Here is a 25130-nt window from a genome sequence, read left to right as displayed (position 1 = left end):
TGGACTGAGGAGTCGGCGGCGGCGAGGAACGAGCCGTTGACGCGACGAGGGAAGGCGGCGCCCATAGAGCCCGCGAACACCCCGAGCGGAGCGAGGGAGATGTCACTGTGACTGAGTTTTCCATTGAGGTGGAGAACCTCTCCAAACGTTTCCGGCTGCACAAGGAAAACAACCAGACCTTGAAAGCCGCCATCATCGGTGGGCGCCGAAACTCCCATGACGACTTCTGGGCGCTCCGTGATGTGTCGTTCCGGGTCCCACAAGGCGGCGCTCTGGCTGTGCTCGGGCAGAACGGCAGCGGTAAGTCGACGCTGCTGAAGTGCCTGGCCAAGATCCTGTTCCCGGAGTCCGGCACGATCACGACCCGGGGCCGGCTCGCCGCCCTCCTCGAGATCGGATCGGGGTTCCATCCGGAGCTGTCGGGACGGGACAACATCTACCTCAATGCGGCGATCCTGGGCATTCCCAAGGCAGAGATCCGCAAGAAGTTCGACGACATTGTCGACCTGTCCGGTGTCGAGCGATTCATCGACCAGCCGGTCAAGAACTACTCCTCGGGTATGTACATCCGGCTTGCGTTCTCCGTGGCGATCAACGTCGAACCCGACGTCCTACTTCTCGACGAAGTGCTCGCCGTCGGCGACGCCTCGTTCCAGCAGCGGTCGCGCGAGAAGTTCGCTGAACTGACCGGTTCGGGCCGAACGATCGTGCTCGTTTCGCATTCACTGCCGGTCCTGACCAGCATGTGCGACACCGCGCTGTGGCTCGAGAAGGGCAAGGTTCGCGACTTCGGCGAGACGACCCGCGTGGTGACGGCGTACGAGGAAGCACTGCGCCCCCAGGCGTGGACCGATGACAGCGGGCGGGCCCGTTGGGGTTCGGGCGAAGTCACGGTGACCGAGGTCGAGGTTCTCGACGGTCTTGGTCGAGCACCGCGCGGCGCTTTCGGTGTCGGCGATTCGGTAACGCTCCGCATCGGATACGAGGCGGAGGAGTTCATCGCCGAACCCCAGTTCACGATCGTGCTGTACTCGCCCGGCGACGTCGAGGTATGGCGCGGTAATTCAGCGGGCGCGAAACAACACGGCTCGATCAGCCCGGGAACGGGTTACTTCGACTTTCACATTCCGGCGTTGCCGCTCGCGGGCGGCGACTTCGGGGTGTCCACGATCATCGTCGATCAGTCGACCCAGACGATCGTCGACTTCGTCCGGAACATCAATCAGATTCGCACCCGCATGCAGCCGCCGAACCAACTGGGACACGTTGGTATGCAACCGCAGTGGGGACCGATGATGAACACGACGAGTTCGGGCACGTCGCCTCAAACCCAAACGACGTGAGGTAGATCCGGAGGATCTCCCGCGTTCGCAGTTGCGTCAGGTGTGCGTCGACCGCGACCTTTCGCAAACGCAGTCGAAGGTCGAGCAACTTGCGCGCTGATGCGAACGGGCGCGACGCCGCGACCCGAATTCGGCGCCATCCCACGAGATGGGTCTCCCCGTCGACACCGACCGCCTGCTCGTCGTAAACGCGATATTCGATGAGTTGGCGTTGATCGACATCGAGATGCGCGCGCGCCGCGGCAACCAGGGACAGCCAGCGATCGTGCAGCCAGCCCGATGGGATCGGAAGCGCAAGTTCCAGAAGCGAATTGGAGATCATCGACGCGGCACCGGTGGCCATGGGCTGCCGGAGGACGGCTTCGAGGCGTTCTGTGCTGGCCCACCCCGTCCACTCGAGCGGAACCGGGAATCGGTGTCGCATGGTCGTGCCGGTGCGCGCACTGTCCTCGTCGATGACGTGGCCGTCCGCGATGGTCATGAGCGCGCCGCGGGTCAGTCGGTCACGCTGGCGTTCCAACCGGGTCGGCACCCATACGTCGTCCTGATCGCTCAACGCGATGAACGGATAGTCGGCGGCCGCCGAGATCGCGGTCTGGAAGTTGCGCGCGATGCGGGTGAACAAGCCGCCGGAACGCGTTGGGGCATCGAGTTCCACCAAGCGAATACCGCTGTTTGCGAATGCTTTGCGGACGAGATCACAGGTGGCGTCGGTCGATTCATCGTCGACCCAGAACACCACGTCGGGACGCACGGTCTGCCGATCGATCGATGCGAGTTGCTCCGGTAGGAATCGCTCGCCGTTATGCGTCACCAACGCGACGGCAATACCGGTGTCCTGGTTGTCGGTCATTCGCCTGCCTCTGCGAACCTTCCGTCTCCCCGACCACCCGGACCCTGCGCCATTGCCAGCTCGACCGGTTAGGGCAATTTGTCATGCCGAGTCTGCACTCGGGCTAAACGGATATCAAAGAAGCGCGCCGCACTTTCTCGGGTGATTCTCGACTGGAATCACGTGTCCCCTAAAGGACATACAAATCTGTCCGCTGAATGGAATACACGGCGATCGCACATCGGGACGGTTCCGACCCCATAACGACCGCTGACAACGTGCGGTCGCGCGTTGTTAGCTTGCGTGAGGAGGGAGTGTTTTGTGAGGTTCATGAGACGAGCGACGGCGCTTTCAGCGATTGTCGCATTCAATCTCCTCGGAGCCGGCGTTCCCGCCCACGCCGACACCGCACACCTGGTCAGTTCCACGGAATCCGGGCGACTTCTCACGCTGACGGTGCACTCGGCCGCGATGAATCGCGACTTCACCGTGCACGTGAATCGCGCCGCAGACACCAGCAAACCGCGGCCGACCCTCTATTTGCTCGATGGTGAATACCGCGCCCAGGTAACTGACCTCAACGCCTTCCTCGCGAACAAGAACGTCAACGTCGTGAGCCCGTCGACGTCGGCCGACAACTACTGGGCCGACTGGAAGTCTCCGGGACCCGAGGGATACGTCTACCAATGGGAAACGTTCGTCACCCAGGAACTGCCGCCGATCATCGATTCGACCCTGAAAACGAACGGGGTCAACGGCATTGCGGGTATGTCCCGCACCGGCACCGCGGCACTTCGAATCGCGGCGAAGAATCCCGGTAAATACAAAGCCGTCGCCGCCTACAGCGCATGCGCGCAGACCAGCGATACCGCGGGCGAGATGTCCGTGCGGATGACCATGGAACACGTGGCCGGCATGAACGCGACCCAGATGTGGGGGCCATCCGGCGACCCCGACTGGGCGGCGAACGACGCGTACGTTCACGCCGAAGGACTACGCGGAGCCACGATCTACGTCAGCAGTGGCACCGGCATACCCGGTGGCATGGATCGCCTCGACGCACCCGGAATCAATGGTTCGATGCAAGCACTGGCGAATCAGGTCGTGGTGGGTGGTGGAATCGAAGCCGCCACCGACGTGTGCACGTTGCGCTTCTCCAGCCGCTTGAATTCGCTGGGCATTCCGGCGACCTTCAACTTCAAGCCGGTCGGCAACCACTCGTGGGGTTACTGGCAAGAGGATTTCAAAGCTTCCTGGCCGCTGCTCGAACGCGGACTCGGTGTCTGACCGGAGATCGAGTTGCTAGACCGTCTCGCCTCCGCGATCGCCCGCTTCCCGCTGGCGATCCTCTTCGCCGGTCTCCTGGTCGCGGCCGGCGCGGGGACCTACGGAGCCAGTGCTCCGCAGTACCTCAAAGGCGGCGGATACCTCACCGATGACGCCGAGTCGTCGGTCGCCGCAGCGATGCTGGGCGGCAAATACCAGTTCGGGCTGCCGAACTTCTATGTACTCCTGACGTCGGATCAATCGATCGACAGTCAGCGCGTCAGGGCTGTGGCCGCCGAGGTGTCGGCGCAGATCGAGCAGACGCCGGGGCTGACCGGGTTCGTTTCCGCCTGGTCGTCACCGGGTCCGATCGCCGCGCAACTCCGCAGTTCGGACTCCCGCAGCGCGCTCCTCGCGGTGCAGGTCCTCGGTACCGACAACGACGCCCCGCGTCTGGCGAACGACCTCCAGAGCAGGTTGACCGGGACTAGGGACGGTGTGACGATCACCTGCGGCGGCTATGCCCTCATCGGTCAACAGATCGACCAGCAGGCCCGGAAGGACCTGATACTCGCCGAAGCAATCGCGATCCCGATCACCGCGCTGGTTCTGATCTGGATCTTCGGCAGTCTCGTCGCCGCCCTGCTGCCGCTGCTGATCGGGGTTTTCTCGGCGACGATCAGCCTGGCAAGTCTCCGGGCGCTGACGAACGTCGCCGACGTGTCGGTCTTCGCGATGAACATGGTGACCGCACTGAGCCTTGCCCTCGCGATCGACTACAGCCTGCTCACCGTGACCCGGTTCCGCGAGGAACTCAGCCGCGGTCACGACCCCTCCGAGGCCATGCGCCGCACGGTCCGTTCGGCGGGCCGAACCGTGCTGTTCTCCGCGGTGACCGTCGGGTGCGGACTCGGGGCACTGGTGGTCTTTCCCCAGTACTTCCTGCGGACCTTCGCCTACGCCGGGTTATGCGTGGTCGCGTCAAGCGCGCTCGCATCGGTGCTTTTCGTCCCCGCGGCGCTGCGACTCCTTGGATTTCGAGTCAACGCCGCGGACGTGCGCCGATGGTTCGGCCGCCCGCCGATCAAGGACTCCCCGACCGACAACGTCTGGTATCGCACCGCACTGCGGGTCGCTCGTCGGCCGGGAACGGTCACGATCGTCGTCGTCGCCGCACTCGCGGTCCTGGTCACGCCGTTCGCGCACATCCGGTTCGGTGTTCCGGACGACCGGGTCATCGCCGGCAGCGCATCGAGTCGCGTCGTGGGCGACGCGATCCGCGACGAATTCCCGCGCGATCCCGCCGCGACCTCGGTCGCGATCCTGCCCGACTTCGGTGGTCCCGACCAAGCCGTGGTGGACTATGCCCAGGCCCTGTCCGCGGTGCCCGGAGTGGGAACCGTGCTCTCGTCGGTCGGCATTTTCGCCTCCGGCGCACCAATTCACGTGTCGGCACCGATCAAGATGTCGCGGGACCTGATCCTCATCCAGTCGAACGAGGACCCGTATTCCCAGGCCGGGGCAAACCAGATCCGCTTGTTGCGCGCGGTCCCGAGTCCGGTACCGGCTCTGTTCGCCGGCGCCGCCGCGGCGAACGTCGATCTTGTCGACTCGATGCGCGACGGACTTCCGACTGCGGCGTTGATCCTGGTGATCTCGACCTTTGTCCTGTTGTTCCTGCTCACGCGTAGCGTGCTGCTTCCGCTCAAGGCGATCGTTCTCAACACGCTGTCCCTGACGGCCGCGTTCGGTGCCATCGTCTGGATTTTTCAAGACGGCCACTTCTCGCGACTAATCGGCGTCACCCCGTCGGGATACATCGTTCCCGCGATGCTCATCCTGATGTTCTGCCTGGCGTTCGGGATGTCGATGGACTACGAGATCTTCGTGCTGTCCCGAATCCGCGAGGAATGGCTCGAGTCCGAACGGGACACCGCGGCGAATCAATCCGCCGTCGCGCTCGGAATCGGGCGGAGCGGACGCATCGTGACGGTGGCCGCCCTTCTCATGGCCATCGTGTTCGCGGCGATGGTCACCTCCCGTATTGCACTCATGCAGATGTTCGGACTGGGGCTGGCCATCATGGCGGCGACCGACGCCTTGATCGTTCGCAGCCTCCTGGTGCCGGCAATCATGCATTTCCTCGGCACCTGGAATTGGTGGCCACACGATCGACGAAAACCCCAGCGGAAAGGATCGAGCGATGACTGCGCCACATTGGCTGCATCGCGGTATTGAGGGTTTGCGTCGCAAGCCCCTCCGGATCGTGGCGCTGAGCGCCGCGCTCTTCGTGCTGTGGTGCGTGTGGTCGCTCGGGTCGCTCGCCATCTCGACAAAGCAGTCCCTCGACGCCACGAACGAGGCGAAGTCCACGGTCCTGTCGGGTGATGCGACGGCCGCCCGCAACTCGGTTTCCACCGCCATCGCCAAAGCGGTCGATGCCAGGTCGACCGTCACCGCCGCACCCCTGTCCTGGATCGCCAAGGTGCCCGGAATAGGACGCCCGATCGTCGCCGCCCAAGGCGCTGTCGACGTGCTTGAACAGACACTGTCCGACGTCGTTCAACCCATCGCCGCAAGCGATCTCGTACACGCCCTGCGGCAGGATGCGGCCGGGCCGGGCATCGACATAGCGGCGCTGAAGAAAGGGCTTCCCGCGCTGGATGCGGCCCGCGTCGCGGCGGAAAGAATTGATGCGCGAGCGGCGACGATTGAAACGACCGGCTTCCTGCCACCGTTGGATCGGAAGCTGAACAAAGCCAAGTCGCAGAGCCACCAACTCCGTGAGGCTCTCGATCTGGCGCATCAGCTGGGACCCGTCCTGCCAGCACTACTCGGCGAAGGCCGCGAAGTTCGCTATCTGATGGTCTTCCAGACGAACTCCGAGTCCCGCGGCACCGGTGGCCTCATGGGCGGCACGGCGATGCTCACCGTCCACGACGGCGCGATCACGATCGACAAGTCGGCGAGCAACCTCGGACTCGGTATCGACAACTTCAAGTCGATCAATCTCGGTAAGGAATTCAACTTCAACTACGGACGCTGGGACGCAACCACGAACTGGCAGAACGCGAATTTCAGCGCGAACTTCCCGTATGCGGCGCAGATCTGGCGGTCGATCTGGATGCAGAGCGGCGGCGGCAAGGTGGATGGAGTCATCGCGACCGACCCGATCGCACTGTCCTACCTGCTGGAAGCCACGGGACCCATTCGGCTGGCCAGCGGCGAGGAAATCCGGTCCGACAACGTCGCTGCCATCACGCTCAACGAGGCCTACTTCCGCTACCCCGCGCAATCACAGCAGGAGGCGCGCAAGGAGTACCTGCAGTCGATTTCCCGCGGAGTGATCAATGCCGTCACCGCACCCACGACGTCCAAGTCCGCCGCAGCCAAGGCCGTCCTCAAAGCGCTCGATGACTCACGGCTCATGATGTGGAGCGCGAACCCCAAGGTTCAAGCGCTGCTCGGTGACACCGTGCTTGGGCATGCCGTTCCGAACGACTCTGCGCCCTATGCCAACGTCGTCCTCAACAACGGCGCCGGAGGCAAGCTCGATTACTACATGGACCGCAAGATCTCGTACTCGGCCGGTAGTTGCACTGGTCCGACGCGAGAGTCGACGGTCACCGTGACGCTCACGAACAACGCACCCAAGAGCACCAAATACCCGTCGTACATCTATGGGCGACGTACCCCGGACACGAAGTACGCCGGACCGCCCGGCACGAACCGGTCGATTGTCATGGTCTACGGCACCAAGGGTGCGCAGCTGAAGTCGTTCACCATCGACGCCAAGACCGCGTTCGAATTCACGGGCAGTGAACTGGGGCATCCGCTGTTCGCGGCCGTGGTCATCACCGAGCCGGGTCAGACGAAGACGCTGCAGTATCGGTTGATCGAGCCGACGGCGCCCGGCGCTGCACGGGTCCCAGCCCAGCCGCTCACCCGAGCCGCGGACATCAAGGTCGCCGTGCCCACGTGCAAGTGAGAAATCAGCGCGTTGGCGGCTGCCAGACCACGAGCGCATTGTTGCGGGGAAGGTGAACGAGATCGCGCCGGTAGCTGCGATGCACCTGCGCGAGCTCGTCGATCAATTCCTTGACCCGTTCCTGCAGAGCCTCGACCTGATTCGTCAGCTCGATGATCCGCTTGATGCCGGCGAGGTTGACGCCCTCGTCGTGCGAGAGACGTTGCACTTCGCGCAGGAGGTCGACGTCGTGCGAGGTGTAACGACGCCCACCGCCGCTGGTGCGCTGCGGCGTGACGAGGCCGAGGCGGTCGTACTGCCGTAGCGTCTGCGCGTGCATACCTGCCAGCTCGGCCGCGACCGAGATGACGAACAGCTCAGTCTCGGTCGGGCCAAGATTGCGACGATCGGCCATTACGCACCTGCCCACCCGGAGCGGGGATCGAAGCCGGCCGCCTTCTCCGCCTCCGCGTAGGCCTTGAGAGCCTCGAGCGCGTCGCCGGAGAGATCATGCGGCACAACGACCTTCACGGTGACCAGCAGATCGCCGCTCGAACCGTCCTTGTGTGGGACGCCGTAGCCCTTGATCCGCAGCTTGCGTCCGTCGGCGGTGCCGGGCGGCACCTTGACGCTGACGCGCGAATCGAGCGTCGGGACGGACACCGTCGTGCCGAGTACCGATTCACCGATGCTGACCGGAACCGTCAGGTTCAGGTCGTCGCCCGTGCGCGTGAACACCTTGTCCGGCTTGACCGCGACCGTGACGTACAGGTCGCCTGCCGGAGCGCCCCGCAACCCCGCCTCGCCCTGCGCGGGCACGCGAATCCGCTGACCGTCCTTGACGCCTGGCGGGATCGAGACGTTGATCGTGCGCGTGCGGTTCTGTACGCCGCTGCCACCGCAGTCGTTGCAGGGGTTCTCGATGATCGAACCGCTGCCTCGACACATGTCGCAGGGCTCACTGAATCCGAAGGCACCCTGGTTGCGGCTCACGATTCCGCTGCCCTTGCACTGCGGACACTGCTTCGGGCTGGTGCCCGGCTGGGCACCGCTGCCGTGGCACGTGATGCACGCGGAGGGGCTCGTCATGCGGAGCGGGATCTTGACGCCCCGCGTGGCATCGCGGAACTCGAGGGTCGTGGTCGCCTCGACGTCCGCGCCGCGCTTGGGTCGGGACGACCGGCCGCCGCGGTTGAAGATGCCGCCGAGGATGTCACCAAGGCCGCCATCGGCACCAGCTCCACCACCGAAGATGTCTCCGATATTGAAATCAGAGGTGAAGGTCTGACCACCTGCGCCGCCCGGGTACCCGCCACCACTGAAGCCGCCGCGCCCGAAGGCGCCCGACTTGAAGAGCCGACGAGTCTCGTCGTATTCCTTGCGCTTGGTCGCGTCGGACAGCACCGAGTTGGCTTCGCTGACCGCTTTGAACCGTTCCTCTGCCTGGGCGTTCCCGGGGTTCCGGTCTGGGTGCAGCTCGCGAGCGAGCTTGCGGTACGCCTTCTTGATGTCGTCCTGCGTCGCGTCGGAGGAAACGCCGAGGTCGGCGTAGAAGTCCTTCTCGATCCATTCGCGCTGGCTCACGGCGTTTCCCCCTCTCGCTTACTAATTGTCAGCCGAATCTTCAGCTTCGGCCGGTACTTCAGGTTCGGCGTCGACAACGCCGACGAGCGCGTGGCGGAGAACCCGCTCCCCGAGCCGGTAGCCCTTGCGCATCACGAGGCCGACGACCGGATTCGATCCATCGCCCTCGTGCTGGACAGCCTCGTGCAGCGCCGGCTCGAAGGGGTCACCTTCGGTTCCGAACGACTGCAGACCGACCTTCGTCAGCGCGACGACGAGCTTGTCCGCCACCGACTTCAGTGGCCCGGTCTCGAGGTCGCCGTGGGTCCGCGCACGGTCGAGGTCGTCGAGCACGACCAACAGGTCCATCACGACCGATGCCTTGGCGGCATCGACCACGGCCTGGCGGTCACGCTCGACGCGTCGACGGTAGTTCGCGTACTCCGCGGTCACGCGCTGCAGGTCAGCGGTGCGCTCGGCAAGCAGGTCGGCCTCGGGGGCCGAAGCCTCAACCGCTTCTTCGGCGGTTGGGGCTTCGGTCTCCTCGAGAGTGACGTCGTCCTGCGGCTCGGTCACTTGTCTTCGTCCACGATCTCGGCGTCGACGACCGTGTCGTCAGCAGCCTGACTGGCACCTGCTCCAGCGCCCGGTGCGCCTTCGCCCTCACCCTGTGCGTACATCGCCTGGCCGACGGCCTGAGCCTCGGCCGCAAGCGTCTCGACCGCAGCCTTGACGGCGTTCGTGTCGGTGCCGGCAAGCGCGTCCTTGACGCCCTTGATGGCCGCCTCGACCTTGATCTTGACGTCGCCCGGGATCTTGTCCTCGTTCTCCTTCACGATCTTCTCGGTCTGGTACACGAGCGACTCGGCCTGGTTGCGGGTCTCGGCCTCTTCGCGGCGAGCCTTGTCCTCCGAAGCGTGCGCCTCGGCGTCGCGGACCATGCGGTCGATCTCCTCCTTGGACAGGCCCGAGCCGTCCTGGATCTTGATCGTGTTCGACTTGCCGGTGCCCTTGTCCTTCGCGGTCACGTGCACTATGCCGTTGGCGTCGATGCTGAAGGTGACCTCGATCTGCGGGACGCCGCGCGGTGCCGGCGGGAGGCCGGTCAGTTCGAACGAACCGAGCAGCTTGTTGTGCGAGGCGATCTCACGCTCACCCTGGTAGACCTGGATCTGCACCGACGGCTGGTTGTCATCGGCCGTGGTGAAGGTCTCCGACCGCTCGGTCGGGATGGTGGTGTTGCGCTCGATCATCTTGGTCATGACGCCACCCTTGGTCTCGATACCGAGGGTCAGCGGCGTGACGTCGAGGAGCAGAACGTCCTTGACCTCACCCTTGAGAACACCAGCCTGGAGAGCGGCGCCGACGGCGACGACCTCGTCCGGGTTGACGCCCTTGTTGGGCTCCTTGCCACCGGTCAGCTCACGGACGAGGTCCGAGACGGCCGGCATACGGGTCGAGCCACCAACGAGGACAACGTGGTCGATCTCGCTGACCGAAATTCCGGCGTCCTTGATGACCTGCTGGAACGGCGCACGCGTGCGGTCCAGGAGGTCCTGCGTGATGCGCTGGAACTCCGAACGCGACAGCTGCTCGTCGAGGAACAGCGGGTTCTTGTCTGCGTCGACCGTGATGTACGGGAGGTTGATCGAGGTGCTCTGCGAGCTCGAGAGCTCGATCTTGGCCTTCTCGGCAGCCTCGCGCAGACGCTGCATCGCCATCTTGTCCTTGGTGAGGTCGATGCCCGAGCTGCCCTTGAACTTCTCGACGAGCCAGTTCACGACGCGCTGGTCCCAGTCGTCACCACCGAGGTGGTTGTCACCGGAGGTCGCACGAACCTCGACGACACCGTCGCCGATCTCGAGGAGCGAGACGTCGAACGTTCCACCACCGAGGTCGAAGACGAGGATGGTCTGCTCGCTCTTGCCCTTGTCGAGGCCGTACGCGAGTGCGGCCGCAGTCGGCTCGTTGACGATCCGGAGCACGTTGAGGCCGGCGATCTGGCCGGCTTCCTTGGTCGCCTGACGCTGCGCGTCGTTGAAGTACGCCGGCACAGTGATGACCGCGTCGGTGATGGTCTCACCGAGGTAGTCCTCCGCGTCGCGCTTGAGCTTCATGAGCACGCGAGCGCTGATTTCCTGCGGCGTGTAGTTCTTGCCGTCGATGTCGGCGTGCCAGGTGCCCTCACCCATGTGTCGCTTCACCGAACGAATGGTGCGGTCGACGTTGGTGACGGCCTGGTTCTTCGCCGGCTGACCGACGAGAATCTCGCCGTTCTTCGCGAAGGCGACGACCGACGGCGTGGTGCGCGAACCTTCGGAGTTGGCGATGACGGTTGGGTCGCCACCCTCCAGCACGGACACACACGAGTTAGTGGTTCCGAGGTCGATTCCGACCGCACGAGCCATTTGGATTCCTCCTGAATTGATGAGCTATCTCCCCACCTGAGCGGGGTTGACTCAATCTTTGCCACACAGTCCCTCGTGCGTCAAGAAGAATCTTGAGTCAGTCTCGCTCAGGTTTCATAAAGTTGAACGGAGGGCACTCAACTTTTGTTCCAGGAATCCAGAAAAATTTTCGGAGGCCGGACCCGCGCACCATGAGGTCCCTTGTCCGCGGCGAAAACGGGGGCCTGGCGGTGCAGAACCCTCAGACCTGCGCCAGCTGCTTGACGATCCCCTCGGCACTGCGAGCCGCGACCTCGCACGCCTTGGCAGTTCCGCGATCGAGAAGTGGGTGCTTCGCCCGCTGACGCCACTTGTGCACAGCCGCGACCGCCGCCGCATGAATAGTCCCGCGATCCGCCTGCTCCAGGAGTCCGAGTCGCCGGACCGGGTGGACACCGAGCCCACCGATAAGCCTTACGAGCTCCGCTTGATCCGCCTCGGGCAGCGGCGATTTCGTCGTGCGAAGACGGCCGAGCAGACGAAGCTCGGCGAACCCGTGAACGTCCGCGAGCGTGCGCTGCACATCAACCAGAAGCCGACCGGAATCGCCGACCGGATGCGCCTGCAACACGCGGGCCAGGCCGGTCAGCACCGAGTGCGACTTCAGCTGTTCCGCGCGTTGCCCGAATTGGATGTCGATGAGTGTTCGCAGCTCCTCGATCCCGCTGCGCTGCAACAACTCCGCGGCCAACGCCGTGGAGTCCCGCACGCCCAGTCGAATCATGGTGACGGCCAGCCGGATTCCGAACAATCCGAAGCGCCTCACCAGCTCTGCCCGCAGACCCGGGTCGACCGGAAGCGGCATGTCGGGGCGGCCGAATCGATCCGCGGACAGCAGTGCGAGCGTGAGATCGTCGACCGGCACCGCGGCGAGCGCCAGGAACGCCGAGAATTCGGCCTCGCGCAGGGTCTTGGCGGCAAAGGCGAGCAGGCCGGCCACGGGCACGACCGCCTGGCACAGGCCGTTCCGCTCGAGCTCACCGGCGAAGCGCGCCGCCATCTCGTGTGCCGAATTCATCGAATCGATGCGGCCGGCACCGACCTCATCGGCGCGGGAGACAACGCCGATCACACCAAGCGGCCCCGCATCCGAAGCAATGTGCGCCGCGATCTGCTTGAGGAACGACACGTCCCCTTCACTCAGGCTCCGCAGCAGGTAGACGACCGCGTCAGCATTCGACGTGCCCTCGACCGGCGCGAACATCGCCAGCGTGCGTGCGGAGACGTCGTGCGACAGCGATGACGTGCCCGGGGTGTCGACAATCGTCGTCGCTGCCAGCGCGGGGGCCGGCCATTCGACGTCGATGTGCTCGATACGGTCCGAATCCAGGTCCGAGACATCGAACGAGAGACCGGACTCCACTCGCACCACACGGACGTTCGCCGCCGAGCCGTCGGCCATCCGCGCGGTGACAGTCGGGTGCTGGCCATGGCGGTACCACGTGACGACCCGCGTGCATTCGGTCGCGTCGGTCGGCGCGACGGCCTGCCCGACGAGAGAGTTCAGCAGCGTCGACTTCCCCGCCTTGATCGCTCCCGCGACCGCGATGCGCAGGGGTTGGTCCAGACGCCGGATACAGTCCGCTACCTGCGCGGACACCGCGGGATCGTGTGCATAGAGTCGGGCTGCGCGATCGAGGAGCGATCGCGCAGCCGACGAAACGGCGTCGCCGCTCACGTCCTGACCGCCCCCGAAATCAGCCGGTCCGCGCGGGCCTGTAGACCGCGGACGGCCGCGAGTTTCTGCTCAACTTGTGCGATCCGCGCAGTGCGCGACGTCGACGCGGTCGCCGCAGCCTCCTGCGCGAGTCGGAGTGACTCGTTGAGCGAACGCAGCGACTGATCCGCGAGTTCGGCAAAGTGGTCTCGAAGCACGCGCTGCACGTGACGCAGCCGGTCCTTCGATTCCTTGCTCACCTGGAAGCTGACGTCTTCGGTGAAGCGACGCATGACCGCCTTGGCTTCATTTCGGCGTGCGGTGAGCCGATTTCCGCGGTCCTCGCGATAGGCCTTCGTGCCGAGCAGAACACCCGCGCCGATCGAGATCGGGTTGACCAGAGCGAGTCCCGCGAACGTCGTGACCAGGCCGAACATCAGCACGCCGCCGTACGAGCCGCGCATGCCGACGAGCACCTTCTGTGTCAGCCCGATGTGCCGATCATCGATATCGCCGATCTCATGCACCGGCTCGAGAATCCCGTCGATCTCGCCCACGTTGAGCTTGGGCAGCGCGACCGCACCCGATTCCCCGAAATGCGTCGCGACCTGCTTGGCGAGCCACACCGCACGTTCATGCGCCCAGACGAAGTTGTCGCCGACGACTTCGCCGACGCGCTCGACCATCCAATCGACGAGTCGCTGCCAGTTGTCGGCCGGGTCGTTGTCGTCGATCCACTCCTCGGCTTCGCGCGTGACGCGGCGCAGACGGTCCCGGAGATCGTGATCGATATCTGCTGCGAGGTCAGTGATGCCATCACCCAGCGTCGTCTGCCAACGCGACGTCTTCTTCACCAGGTCTTCGGCCCGCTCGCGCGCCTGCCGCAGATCCGTCAGAGCCGATTGCGCCGAGTTCGGATCGCGCAGAGCGGCGAGTTCGGAATCGAGCGCGACGGCCAGGTGCTCCACCGTCGCGCGGACGTCGAGTCCGACTCCGCGGATCGTGTTCTCGTCGGCGGGCTTGATGACGCGGTCCCGGATGAACTCGAGCAGCGGTCCGAAACCGGATTCTTCGGCGAGGCTCTGGTCCTGCAGCCGGACGGCGTGCTGTCGCAACACCGATGAGATCGGGATCATCGGAACGTCGAGTTGCGCCTTCTCGAGGTGGCGCTGATTGGCGGCAACGATCTCACGCCAATGCGGCGACACGTCGGTCTTGGTCTGCAGGAACGCCACGGACTGGCACAGTCCGGACACCTGGCGGAGGAACGTGACCTCCGGGTCGGTCAATTCGGTCGTGGAATCCGACAGAACGAGCACGGCATCGGAAGCCGGAATCAGGCCGAGAACACTCGAAGAGTGCGGACTCGCATGTCCGCCAACACCCGGGGTGTCGATCGCGACGATGCCGGCGGCGAGCAACTTGCTCGGAACTCCGACTTCGAGCCGAAGGATCGGCCGTCCGCGGCCCGCCGGGTGGTCGGGCGTCACGCCGATGACCTGATCCATCGGGATGTCCACCGACGACTGCATCCCAGTGCCCTCGGCGACAACAAGATTCGCCTTCGGTACGGCTGACGCATAGACGTGAGTTGGCACGGCGGTCGTCTCGTCGTCGCCGATCGAGCAGACGTCGAAGCCTGTCAAGGCGTTGACGAACTGGCTCTTGCCCTGCTTGAGCGGGCCCACGACGATGATCCGGCGCCGCGGGTCGAGCACGCGATCGCGGGCGCCTTTCAGACGCGGAACGAGGTCGTCACGATCCGCGGATTGCGCGACTGCGGCCGCTTCATCGAGCAGCGCAACCAGCGAATCTGCCAGGCTCATCGTGCTCCGCTCCGCGTTCGGTCAAGGTCTTCGGGATAAGGCTTACACACGACGATGCCGCCGCGCGGAATACGCGCGGCGGCATGTCGATCACGTTGCCAGGTGTGTGGACCCACCTCAGCCGTGTGCGAAGAAGCCCCATCCGCCATCGGTGAGAGCGCCACCGTGGCTGTCGACGCCACCCGCCGCGTCGCCCGCGCCGTCGCCGCCGGCGAACAGTCCGGCCCCAGTGTCGGTAGCGCCATCGAACAGTCCCTCGCCGCCGGCACCCGCACCAGCGCCGCCGTCGAGAGCGCCACCGAGGTCAGCTCCTCCACCAGCAGCGCCGTCAAGAGCACCGCCCAAGTCCGCGCCGCCGCCCGCAACTCCACCGGCCGCACCGGTCAAGGCACCGCCGAGGTCACCCGTACCGCCGGCTGCGCCACCGAGCTCAGCACCAAGGTCCGAAGTACCACCAGCGGCGCCGTTCAGGGCGCCACCAAGGTCGGCTCCACCGTCGGCAACTCCACCGGCAGCACCGGTCAAAGCACCGCCGAGGTCACCCGTACCGCCGGCCGCGCCACCGAGCTCAGCACCAAGATCCGAAGTACCACCAGCCGCGCCAGTCAGGGCGCCACCAAGGTCGGCTCCACCGTCGACAACTCCACCGGCAGCACCGGTCAAAGCACCGCCAAGGTCACCGGTACCGCCAGCCGCACCACCAAGTTCGGCACCAAGATCCGAAGTACCACCAGCCGCGCCAGTCAAAGCACCGCCAAGGTCACCCGTACCGCCAGCCGCACCACCAAGTTCGGCACCAAGGTCCGAAGTCCCGCCGGCAGCGCCGGTCAAGGCACCACCGAGATCACCCGTACCACCCGCAGCGCCACCAAGCTCAGCACCGAGGTCCGCGCCAGCACCTGCAACTCCACCGGCAGCTCCGTCGAGAGCGCCAGCCAAGTCAGCGCCACCACCGGCAGCACCGTTCAGCGCGCCACCGAGGTCCGCGCCGAGTCCGGCACCTCCGTCGAATCCACCGTTTCCGAAGGCGCCCGCGTCGATGTCGCTCCAGCCGCCGCCCGCGCCGGCAAGCGATCCACCGAGGTCGGTCTCGAGTCCGGTCAATGCCGAACCACCTGCCGAAAGACCTCCGCCGATTCCGTCGACGATCTGGGTCTGTGCGTCACCGCCACCGCCGGCACCGACATTGCCGCCAAGCTCAGCACCGCCACCGGCCTGTGCACCGCCACCGAGTCCGAGGCCGGCGCCGATGCCGCCACCAAGTGCGCTCGTGAGGCCACCACCGAGGCTTCCGACGGCATCGAGTGTCGAGTCCACGCCACCGGCCAGCGAAGCGCCCGCGTCCGCCGCGGCATCCGCACCAGCTCCCGCCGCGGCGTTGAGGCCGCCCGCGAGGTCAGCGCCACCGCTGAGGTCAACCGAAGGGTTGAACGCGAGGCTGCTGGCACCGTTGGCCGCGATTCCGCCGTTGCCGCCGAACGTTCCGCCGAAGCCGAAGTTCGGGTCAAACGAAGCGCCGCCGTTGGCACCGGCCTGACCGCCACCGCCGGCTTGGACGCCACCGTTTGCACCGGCGCTGCCGCCGAAACCGAATGAGGGGTCAAACGAGAAGCCGCCGTTGGCCCCCGCTTGACCTCCGCCGGCTCCGCCGAACGTTCCACCCAGGTTGAGCGACGGGTCGATCGAGCCGTTCGCCTGACCACCGGCAACAGCGCCAAGCGCACCAACGGCCTGCGCCGAAGGATCAACAGACACGCCAGCGACCGCCGAGTTCGGGCCGCCAGCGTTGACCACAGCACTGAGTACCCCGGAACCGGCAACAGCCGACTCCGCCACCATCGGCGCAACCGCGGAGATATCCGCCGCGCACACACCGCTCAGACCGGCAGCGTGAAGCGACTGCGCCGGGTCTGCGCAGTAAGCAGCGGCAGCCTTCTCATCCCGGAGCAGGTTGAGAATGAAGTCGAGCACCGCGTTCGGGGTCATTGCGTGTCTCCTGACGGTCGTCGTTGTCCGCGTCGGGCTTGCGGTCGGTTATAGCTGTGGAACCTTGTACCTGAAATTACGGTCCTGACCGGACTCTCAGAACGGGGTAGAACACCGTTCTTGGGGCCCGACTCCGGTTAGGGGGTCGATATCAATTAGGGGAAGTTCCCGGCTCTCTGGTCATAGTTCAACGCTTCATTACCGCACACTGTTGTGACTGATGATGATTGTGAGCAATTTGGGATGTTTAAAAGAGGGGGTGCGATGAGTTCCGGTCTAGGAGTAGCGATCGGTTCGACCAACTCGACGGCTGCGGTCTGTCCGGTCGAGCAGCGCAACGATCGTGACGCAGGGTTGCCGGTGACGAGCTACCCGACGTTGCTTCGCCTGTCCACGGACGCCCCACCGGTACTGGGTGCCCGACGAGTTCGCAGTGCTGCGACCGGCGGTTCGGTCGTGATCGATGGATTCGCCGCACGTGTGGGCGATCCGGTCGGAATTCTCGCGGAAGACGGCGCGACCTACGCGGGCGAGGATCTCGTTGCGACCGCGGTCGGCTGCCTGGTGCATGAAGCTGCCGTCGAGATGAAAGTCGACGGCCCCGTCATGGTGGCCTATCCGTCGCATTGGAGCACCTACACAACGGACACATTGCGCGAGGCCCTGTCTCGTGCCGGGCTCCCGGACGCCACGACGGTGTCCGACTCCGCCGCGGTCGTGCGGTGGCTCAAGGCGCGCGAAGGAACTGTCTCCGGCGACCCCGTGCTCATCTACGACCTTGGCGGTTCATCGCTCGACATCTCCGTCGTCGACCCGTCGGACGCCCGGCAACTCGCCCAGCCGGTACACACCGAGGAGATCTCCGGATCCGCGTTCGACCACGTCGTCCTGCAGCAGGTGCTCGCCAACTCGGCAACCACGGGCCTCGACCCGTTCGACCCCGCAACTGAACTGGTGCTCGCGGAGATCCGCACGCGCTGCACGGCCGCCAAGGAAGCCCTGTCGTCCGAGATCGAGACGACCTTGCCGATCGACATCGGCAACGCCCGCCGCGAAGTTCGTCTGGTTCGTGACGAATTCGAAGACCTCATCCGCCCACTCGTGATCGAGTCCGCCGGCCTCGCGCGTGGCCTCGTCAGTCGCGCCGGCGTCAGCACCCTCGGACACCTCGTTTTGGTGGGTGGCGGCGCATCGATTCCGCTTGTCGCCGAACTTCTTTCGGCCGAGTTCGGAATTCCCGTCACCGTTTCGCCGCAACCGCAGTTCACTGCAACGTTGGGCGCGGCCATGCTGGCCGCCGACGCGATGGTCGCGGCGACTCGGTTCGTCGCGCCGATCCCGGTCGCCGCCCCGGCCGCGGCAGCCGCGACTCGTCTCGCCCCCGTGCGCACCCCGACGCCGATCAAGCCCGCGGCCGCCGCCGTGGGTCGTGGCGCTCGCCGACTCGGCGTCATCATCGGTGCCGCGGCTGCGGTCACTGCTCTCGCCGCCGGCGGCCTTGCCGTCGGTACCGGAGTCGCGCCGCTGCCGGAACAGGTGCGCGAGATCATCGGCGCCAAAACCACGACACCGGCCCCGCACTCGACGACGAAGTCTTCGCAGAACCTCGTCGGAAGCCCAACGGAGTCCGGAAAGTCCGTCGCCACCGGTGGCCCAGTGCAGGCGGGAGCAAAGGCTGCCGCGAACGCCGCGACGACGACGTCCGCAGCCGCGGCCGCAGCCAAGCCACCGGCCACCACGAAGCCGGCTCCGCCGCCCCCACCGCCGCCGACCATCGCACCCCCGCCGTCGGAGGCTCCGCCGTACGTACCGACCATGCCCTCGGTGCCGACGGTTCAGCTGCCGTCGAATCCGATCCAGGTGCCCGTCATCGGTATTCCATTGGTGCCGGCCGGATGAGCGGCCTCGAGACCGTGGGCGCGTCGCTCGTGTCGCGGGCAATGTCGTCGGCGGCGGCCGGCGACTTCGTCGGTGCGTTGAACGCAGCGGACCGGATCATTAGCAACCCGGCGTCGACGCCGGACGACGTCACGACGGCAGCTCAGCTGTCGTCGGCAATCTGGTCTCGTCGCGCACGCCTGGGCCGCTCGGTCGACCTGCTTGGCTGGCTGGGCCCGGAGGCCCTCAGCGGAAACGTCGGTCCGGCGGCAACCGCCGCGGTTGCCGTCGGCAACACCGCGCTCGCTGCGGCGCTCGTTCGTGCGCCCTTCGCCGGTCCGCCCTCGGACACGGTCATCGGCTTCCGCGATCTGGCGATGGCGTTGCTCGAGTCGATCAACGGTGACGCGCGCCGGGCCCGCACCGCGGCCATCCGGTCCGCGGCGATGTCGAGATCAGACGAGCCGGGCATCGTCTCGGCGAACGCGATCGCGATCCTGATGTCGCTCCACACGGGCGACATCGCCCGGGCCGCGAGTATCGCCGAGCGGACCGTCGCCGCAGATTCAGTAGACAGCTGGTTCGGCGACCTCCATCTGCTGCTCGCCGCCTGGACCTCGCTGCTCGCGGGTGCCGAGGACCACGCTCGCGGCATGCTGGCGGACCTCGATCTGCAGACGATGACCGAACGGGAAGCGCTGTGGGCGTTGGCCTTGCGTTGCAGCCTGGCTCGCCGGTCCGGCGACATCGGCGACCTCACGGTCGTCATGCGCGATGCCGCGGACCTCCTGGACACGGTCAATGCCGATCTGTTCTCGATCTTCCCGATCGGCGAACTGTGGCTCGGCGCGATCCGTACGGGCGACGAGGACGTCATTTCGCATCTCGTCGACGAACTCGACGATCTGCTGCGGCGACTCGGCGATCCGCCAGCGTGGTCGTCGACGTACCACTGGTATGCCGTTCAGGCCGCGATCCTGGCCGACCAGCCGATGCGTCTGGTTCCGCACGCCCACGCGCTCCGCGACGCGTCCGAGACCAAGGGGGACCCGCACTCGGCGGCACTGGCCGCTGCGGGCCGCGTCTGGCTCGCGGTTTTGCGTGGCCAATTCGACGCCGACGAGGTGTCGAAGGCAGCACAGACGCTCGCGACGATCGGCCTCAGCTGGGACGGTGCCCGGTTGGCGAGTGAGGCCGCGTTGCGTGCCTCGGATACCGCTGACGCAACGGCGTTACTGCAGGTCGCGCGGTCTCTTCGCCCTGCCGCTGACCGAACTGGCACCGCCACCGCGGCGAGCGCGCTGTCCGAGCGGGAAACTGAGGTCGCGAACCTGCTCGTCCTCGGTCACACCTATAAAGACATCGGTGCCCGGCTATTCATTTCGGCGAAGACCGTTGAGCATCACGTCGCCCGAATCCGCATCCGACTTGGTGCCGAATCGCGCCCGGAAATGATGTCGATGTTGCGTGCAATCGGCCACGGTTCGGCCGGGCACTAAGCCTTTCCGGCCTGTTTGTCGCATCACATCCGGTTAACGGTTCACCCGCGCGGCAGCGATTTGTCTTGAGAAGACGAATCGAAAGGTGCCCGGAATGGCGACAGGCGTTGGCCTGCGCATCGGGAATGCCGAGAGTGTTGCGGCGGTGGTCTCTGACTCCGCCCCCACGACTCCCGAGTATCTCGTGCGGACTACCCAATTCACGGGCGCGAGCCCCACGACGAACACCCCCGACCCGACGCTGATCGCAACGTCGATGCTGGCATTACTCGGCGACGTCACCACCCGGATCGCACCGCCCGACTCGATTGTGGCGACCTACCCGAACGACTGGTCGGCCGACACCGTCGAGTCCGTGCGGACGTCGTTGTTGTCTCTCGGCCTGGACGAAGTTGCGCTGGTTGCAGACGACGGTGTTCCCACCGACCACGAAGCCGCCTACCGCGGTGCTCGACTCGCAGCCGCGTCGTTGGCCGAGTCGACGACGACACTCGTCGTTCCGCGGATGGCCGCCGCAGCACCGCTCCTGGCCTACTCGCAGATGCCCGATGCCCCGGCCGCGCAGCGCGCCTGGACACCGACTCGAGCGGCCCAGCCCAGCCCCGCGTGGTCGGCCCCGGCGGTGCGTCCCGCGCCGCCTCGGTATTCGCCACCCCGGTACTCACCCCCGACGATGGAATTCGCACCGATTCGCGTTCCCCCACAGCCCCGTCGATCGTCGGGTTCGGGATTCTCCGGATTCTTTCTCCTGCTTTTTGTGATCACCGTCATCGGGACACTGTTGTACCTGAGCCCGAACTTCGCGAACTTCACATCTGCATTCGGTAGGTCCAGCGAATCGGCAAACGATTCAAGCAATTTCACGTCGAAGACGGTCACTGACGAAGAAACCACGCAGACGACCACCGCGACGACGGAAAAGCCGTCCACGACTTCGAAAACGTCCACGACGTCCCAAATGCCGACCAGTTCGGCGTCGACCAGCACTTCTGAGCCAACCCTAACTAATTCCGCAGGTAGCAGCCCTCTTGGACTTGGATAACGGGCGTACCGAGACAGTTATTACGTTGGCATTTCGCCGCCTATGATCACTTTCAGTCATTCATAGAAGAACGTTGAGGAGTAGCCGCCGTGACACATGCTGTGTTCATCGCCACTCTGATCATCGTGATGCTGGGAACCCTTGCCACGGTGGCTCTCGCCGCCCAACGAGGCAACTTCCTGTACCGATTGATCTCATCCGGCCCGCCAGCCACGGGCCGCGTGACCACCGACATCCCGAAGCGGCTTACCGCTGAGCTTGTCGAGGTCGCCGGACAGAAGAAGCTGCTCAAGTGGACGGTGCCGGGCCTCGCGCACTTCTTCACCATGTACGCGTTCCTCATCATGTCGACGGTGTACATCGAGGCCTACGGCGCGACGTTCAACGAGCAGTTCCAACTGCCGTTGCTGCGCCGGATCGGTGTCGGCGACCTGAACCTGTTGTCACTCCTGGGTGTTGCCCAGGACTTCATCGGCATCGCCTGCATCCTGTCGCTCGGCGTCTTCGCGCTCATCCGCATCAAGCACGATCCGGAGAAGCAGGAGCGCAAGTCCCGCTTCTACGGTTCGCACCTCGGCGGCGCTTGGACGATCCTCTTCATGATCTTCAACGTCTGTTGGACGATGTTCTTCTTCCGCGGCGCGGCGAAGGCAGCGGGCAACTTCGACAACCCGGGCGCGTTCTTCTCGAACTTCCTCGGTGACCACGTGTTCTCGGTCTTCGGGACGGGCCCGGAAAGTGCCAACGGCGTTCTCGACCGCATCGGCCTCCTCGGCCACATCGGCGTCATGCTCGTCTTCCTGTACATCGTCATGCACAGCAAGCACCTGCACATCTTCACGGCTCCGCTGAACGTCGGCGCGAAGCGTCTACCGAACGGTCTCGGACCGCTGCTTCCGGTGGAGGCTAACGGCGTCCCGATCGACTTCGACGACCCGAGCGAAGACGACATCATGGGTAAGGGCAAGGTCGACGACTTCACCTGGAAGGGTCGCCTCGACATGCTGACCTGTACCGAGTGTGGTCGCTGCCAGTCGCAGTGCCCCGCTTGGAACACCGGCAAGCCGCTGAGCCCGAAGCTCGTCATCATGAACCTCCGCGACCACCTGTTCGCAAAGGCTCCGTACGTTCTCGGCGACAAGCCGATGCCGGAAGAGGGTTCGGTCGAGGTCAAGGGCCATGCCCCGCACGGCCACGCGGTTCCCGAAGACGGCTTCGAGCGCATCACCGGAACGAACGCCGAGCAGGCTCTCCGTCCGCTCGTCGGCGATCTCGAGTCCGGCGGTGTCATCGACCCGGACGTGCTGTGGAGCTGCACCAACTGTGGTGCGTGCGTCGAGCAGTGCCCGGTCGACATCGAGCACATCGACCACATCGTCGACATGCGCCGCTACCAGGTCATGATGGAGTCGGAGTTCCCGGGCGAGCTCGGAGTTCTGTTCCGCAACCTGGAGAACAAGGGCAACCCGTGGGGTCAGGCCAACTCCGGCCGTATGGACTGGGCCAAGGGCCTCGGCTTCGACATCCCGATCTGGGACGGCGAGCCGCTCGCGCAAGAGGTCGAGTACATCTACTGGATCGGTTGCGCCGGCTCGTTCGACGACCAGGCCAAGAAGACCGTTCGGGCAACCGCCGAGCTCTTCTACCGCGCCAACGTCGACTTCGTGGTCCTCGGTGAGCAGGAAACCTGCACCGGTGACTCGGCCCGCCGTGGTGGTAACGAGTTCCTCTTCCAGATGCTGGCCAAGCAGGCCATCGAGCTCCTCGACGAGGCGTTCGGTGACCGTCCGGTGGCCCGCAAGAAGATCGTCACGACCTGCCCGCACTGCATGAACGCCCTCGGGCGTGAATACCCGCAGATCGGCGGCGAGTACGAGGTCGTTCACCACACGCAGCTGCTGAACCGCCTCGTGCGCGACGGCAACCTCGTTCCGGTGAAGCCGGCCGACGCGAACGGACCGCAGGTCACGTACCACGACCCGTGCTTCCTCGGTCGCCACAACAAGGTCTACACGCCGCCGCGTGAGCTCATCGAGTCGTCGGGCATGGTCCACGTCGAGATGGAGCGTCACGGCGACCGCTCGTTCTGCTGTGGCGCCGGTGGTGCCCGCATGTGGATGGAAGAGCACATCGGTGAGCGCATCAACCAGAACCGTGTCGACGAAGCCATCGCCACCCTGGATGCGGCCGGTTCGGTCGGCGGCACCGTTGCGGTTGGTTGCCCGTTCTGCAAGGTCATGGTCGCCGACGGTCTGACCTCGGCTGCGGACCAGGGCCGCGGTGTGGGCGTCGACGTCAAGGACGTGTCCCAGCTGCTCCTCGAGGGTGTCAAGCGCGGCAAGACCGAGCTTCCGTCCTTCGAACCGTTCAGCCGCACGCCCGGCAAGCCGCGCAAGGAAGAAGTCACGGTCGGCGCTCCGGCTGCGGCCGAGCCGAAGGCTGAGGCACCGGTGGCCGCTGCTGCACCGGCCGCTGCCGCCCCGGCCCCGGCCACGGGCCTCAAGCCGCCGGGCGGACTGGCTGCTCCGGGTGGACTGAAGCCCCCGGGTGGCGGACTCGCTGCACCGGGCGGCCTCAAGCCTCCGGGCGCACCGGCCGCTCCGGGTGGTCTCAAGCCTCCGGGTGGACTCGCTGCACCGGGCGGACTCAAGCCACCAGGTGGCCTTGCTGCTCCGGGTGGACTGAAGCCTCCGGGTGGACTGGCTGCTCCGGGCGGAATCAAGCCGCCGGGCGCTCCGGCTGCCCCGGCAGCTCCGGCTGCGGACGCTCCGGCAGCAGAAGCTCCGGCTGCCCCGAAACCCGCCGCTGGCGGACTCGGCCTCAAGGGCGGACTGGGCTCCCCCGGTGGCCTGAAGCCGCCGGCTGGTCTCCCCGCACCGGGCGGACTCAAGCCACCGGCAGCACCCGCTGCGCCTGCCGCTGAAGAGGCACCGAAGGCGGAAGAGCCGGAGGCACCTGCGGAGGAAGCTCCCGTCGCTGAGGCACCGGCAACGGAGGCTCCCGCTGCGGAGGCTCCCAAGCCAGCCGGCCTTCCGAAGCCAGGCGCTGCTGGACTCGGTCTCAAGGGCGGACTGAAGCCTCCGGGGCAGTAAATCGAGACAAAGTGGGCTGGAACCTTATGGTTCCAGCCCACTTTCGTTTTCAACCGCACGCATGCCGGACATTTGTGTCCTCTGTCCGCAGTACGCTTGATCCAGTAACACCTCCGGGGTAGGAGACTTGGTGACCGACAATCTCCACGAAGTCAGACCCGCCATGCCCACCGTGTGGGCGGTATTGGGCGTCTTGGTACTGATTGGCGCGGGAGTGGTCACCAAGCTGTTCGGAGTTCTTTTTGGCGGGATCGCCCTCCTCGGCCTCGTGGTAATCGCGGGCGGTCTCGCGGAGTTGGTTCACCGGCGGACGCGAATGGAACGCATCGGCCGCACAGTGACGATTCACAAGGTCATGGGTGGAACGCACGAGATCGACTGCAACGATGTCGCCGAAGCCGGCGTGTACACGCTGCGGAACGGCGCGCCCGGCCGGCGAGACCAGCGACTACTGATCCGCTTCTATTCCGGGGCCCCGTCGTTCATGATGCGCGGAATCGAGTCGTGGAACGTGGAGCGGATCCAGGGCTTGTTCGCTGGTGGTGGAGTCGACCTCGCGGACGTACCCGGCGTTCGTTCGAAAGCCGAACTCGCCGAACAATTCCCGGGAGCGTTTTAGCCAACTCCGTCGGCGTGGTCGTTGTCTCGACCGTCGCGGTTCGATCGTGCTCGTGCCTTTCGTCATTGTCGCGAAACCGGACAAAGCGCACCAATCGCGGATCCTGTTGTATG

Annotated in this window: 16 protein-coding genes and 1 pseudogene; 9 read left to right on the top strand and 8 right to left on the bottom strand. The window is 65.6% G+C overall.

Annotated elements, in window-relative coordinates; translation table 11 throughout:
* Positions 1–107 precede the first annotated feature (107 nt).
* Complete coding sequence (locus F600_RS0103120) at positions 108–1343, top strand: ABC transporter ATP-binding protein (RefSeq protein ID WP_156024386.1); 1236 nt, start codon at positions 108–110, stop codon at positions 1341–1343.
* A 313-nt stretch (positions 1344–1656) separates the two neighbouring features.
* On the opposite strand, the pseudogene F600_RS32645 reads toward F600_RS0103120, so the two are convergent.
* A pseudogene (locus tag F600_RS32645) lies at positions 1657–2196 on the bottom strand (glycosyltransferase); the annotation flags it as partial.
* A gap of 309 nt (positions 2197–2505) precedes the next feature.
* Between F600_RS32645 and F600_RS0103110 the strand changes: the two are divergent.
* The 3 genes from F600_RS0103110 to F600_RS26660 are packed head-to-tail and all read left to right on the top strand — an operon-like array spanning position 2506 to position 7429.
* Complete coding sequence (locus tag F600_RS0103110) at positions 2506–3462, top strand: alpha/beta hydrolase (RefSeq protein ID WP_018159126.1); 957 nt, start codon at positions 2506–2508, stop codon at positions 3460–3462.
* Between the two features lie 12 nt (positions 3463–3474).
* Positions 3475–5679, top strand: a complete 2205-nt coding sequence (locus F600_RS0103105; protein WP_018159125.1) for an MMPL family transporter — start codon at positions 3475–3477, stop codon at positions 5677–5679.
* On the top strand, positions 5645–7429 hold the full coding sequence (locus F600_RS26660) for a DUF4012 domain-containing protein (RefSeq protein ID WP_081628686.1): 1785 nt from the start codon (positions 5645–5647) through the stop codon (positions 7427–7429). The genes F600_RS0103105 and F600_RS26660 overlap by 35 nt, the downstream gene beginning before the upstream one ends.
* Before the next feature lie 4 nt (positions 7430–7433).
* Here the strand turns inward: F600_RS26660 and F600_RS0103095 are convergent, their stop codons facing one another.
* The 7 genes from F600_RS0103095 to F600_RS32550 form a co-directional block, all read right to left on the bottom strand.
* Positions 7434–7823, bottom strand: coding sequence for a heat shock protein transcriptional repressor HspR (locus tag F600_RS0103095; RefSeq protein ID WP_018159123.1), 390 nt, complete (start codon positions 7821–7823; stop codon positions 7434–7436).
* The gene (dnaJ, locus tag F600_RS0103090; protein WP_018159122.1) at positions 7823–8992 is read right to left on the bottom strand and encodes a molecular chaperone DnaJ; all 1170 of its coding nucleotides are present in this window, start codon (positions 8990–8992) and stop codon (positions 7823–7825) included. The genes F600_RS0103095 and dnaJ overlap by 1 nt, the downstream gene beginning before the upstream one ends.
* Before the next feature lie 21 nt (positions 8993–9013).
* The gene (grpE, locus tag F600_RS26655) at positions 9014–9547 is read right to left on the bottom strand and encodes a nucleotide exchange factor GrpE (RefSeq protein ID WP_018159121.1); all 534 of its coding nucleotides are present in this window, start codon (positions 9545–9547) and stop codon (positions 9014–9016) included.
* Positions 9544–11379 (bottom strand): molecular chaperone DnaK, encoded by a 1836-nt coding sequence (gene dnaK, locus F600_RS0103080; protein WP_018159120.1) that lies wholly within the window; start codon positions 11377–11379, stop codon positions 9544–9546. Before dnaK ends, grpE begins: the two co-directional genes overlap by 4 nt.
* Positions 11380–11620: 241 nt before the next feature.
* Positions 11621–13096: a dynamin family protein gene (locus F600_RS0103075; protein ID WP_018159119.1), complete on the bottom strand. Its 1476-nt coding sequence runs from the start codon at positions 13094–13096 to the stop codon at positions 11621–11623.
* A complete protein-coding gene (locus F600_RS0103070) occupies positions 13093–14901 on the bottom strand; it encodes a dynamin family protein (RefSeq protein ID WP_018159118.1) in 1809 nt (602 codons plus the stop codon). The genes F600_RS0103075 and F600_RS0103070 overlap by 4 nt, the downstream gene beginning before the upstream one ends.
* Positions 14902–15018: 117 nt before the next feature.
* Positions 15019–16887 carry an IniB N-terminal domain-containing protein gene (locus F600_RS32550; RefSeq protein WP_018159117.1) on the bottom strand — a complete coding sequence of 623 codons (1869 nt, stop codon included), beginning with the start codon at positions 16885–16887 and terminating at the stop codon, positions 15019–15021.
* 264 nt (positions 16888–17151) lie between these two features.
* Here F600_RS32550 and F600_RS26650 point away from each other — a divergent pair, with 264 nt between their 5' ends.
* The 5 genes from F600_RS26650 (at position 17152) to F600_RS0103040 (ending at position 25017) form a co-directional block, all read left to right on the top strand.
* Entirely contained in the window at positions 17152–18786 is a 1635-nt protein-coding gene (locus F600_RS26650; RefSeq protein ID WP_018159116.1) for an Hsp70 family protein, read from the top strand.
* The gene (locus F600_RS32545; RefSeq protein WP_018159115.1) at positions 18783–20264 is read left to right on the top strand and encodes a helix-turn-helix transcriptional regulator; all 1482 of its coding nucleotides are present in this window, start codon (positions 18783–18785) and stop codon (positions 20262–20264) included. The genes F600_RS26650 and F600_RS32545 overlap by 4 nt, the downstream gene beginning before the upstream one ends.
* Positions 20265–20358: 94 nt before the next feature.
* Positions 20359–21306, top strand: coding sequence for a hypothetical protein (locus F600_RS0103050; protein WP_018159114.1), 948 nt, complete (start codon positions 20359–20361; stop codon positions 21304–21306).
* 128 nt (positions 21307–21434) lie between these two features.
* Entirely contained in the window at positions 21435–24398 is a 2964-nt protein-coding gene (locus F600_RS0103045) for a (Fe-S)-binding protein (protein ID WP_156024390.1), read from the top strand.
* 130 nt (positions 24399–24528) lie between these two features.
* A complete protein-coding gene (locus tag F600_RS0103040) occupies positions 24529–25017 on the top strand; it encodes a hypothetical protein (protein WP_018159112.1) in 489 nt (162 codons plus the stop codon).
* Positions 25018–25130 lie beyond the last annotated feature (113 nt).

It is taken from the genome of Smaragdicoccus niigatensis DSM 44881 = NBRC 103563 (assembly GCF_000380645.1).
GTDB lineage: Bacteria > Actinomycetota > Actinomycetes > Mycobacteriales > Mycobacteriaceae > Smaragdicoccus > Smaragdicoccus niigatensis.
This window is presented reverse-complemented; position numbering and strand designations above follow the sequence as displayed.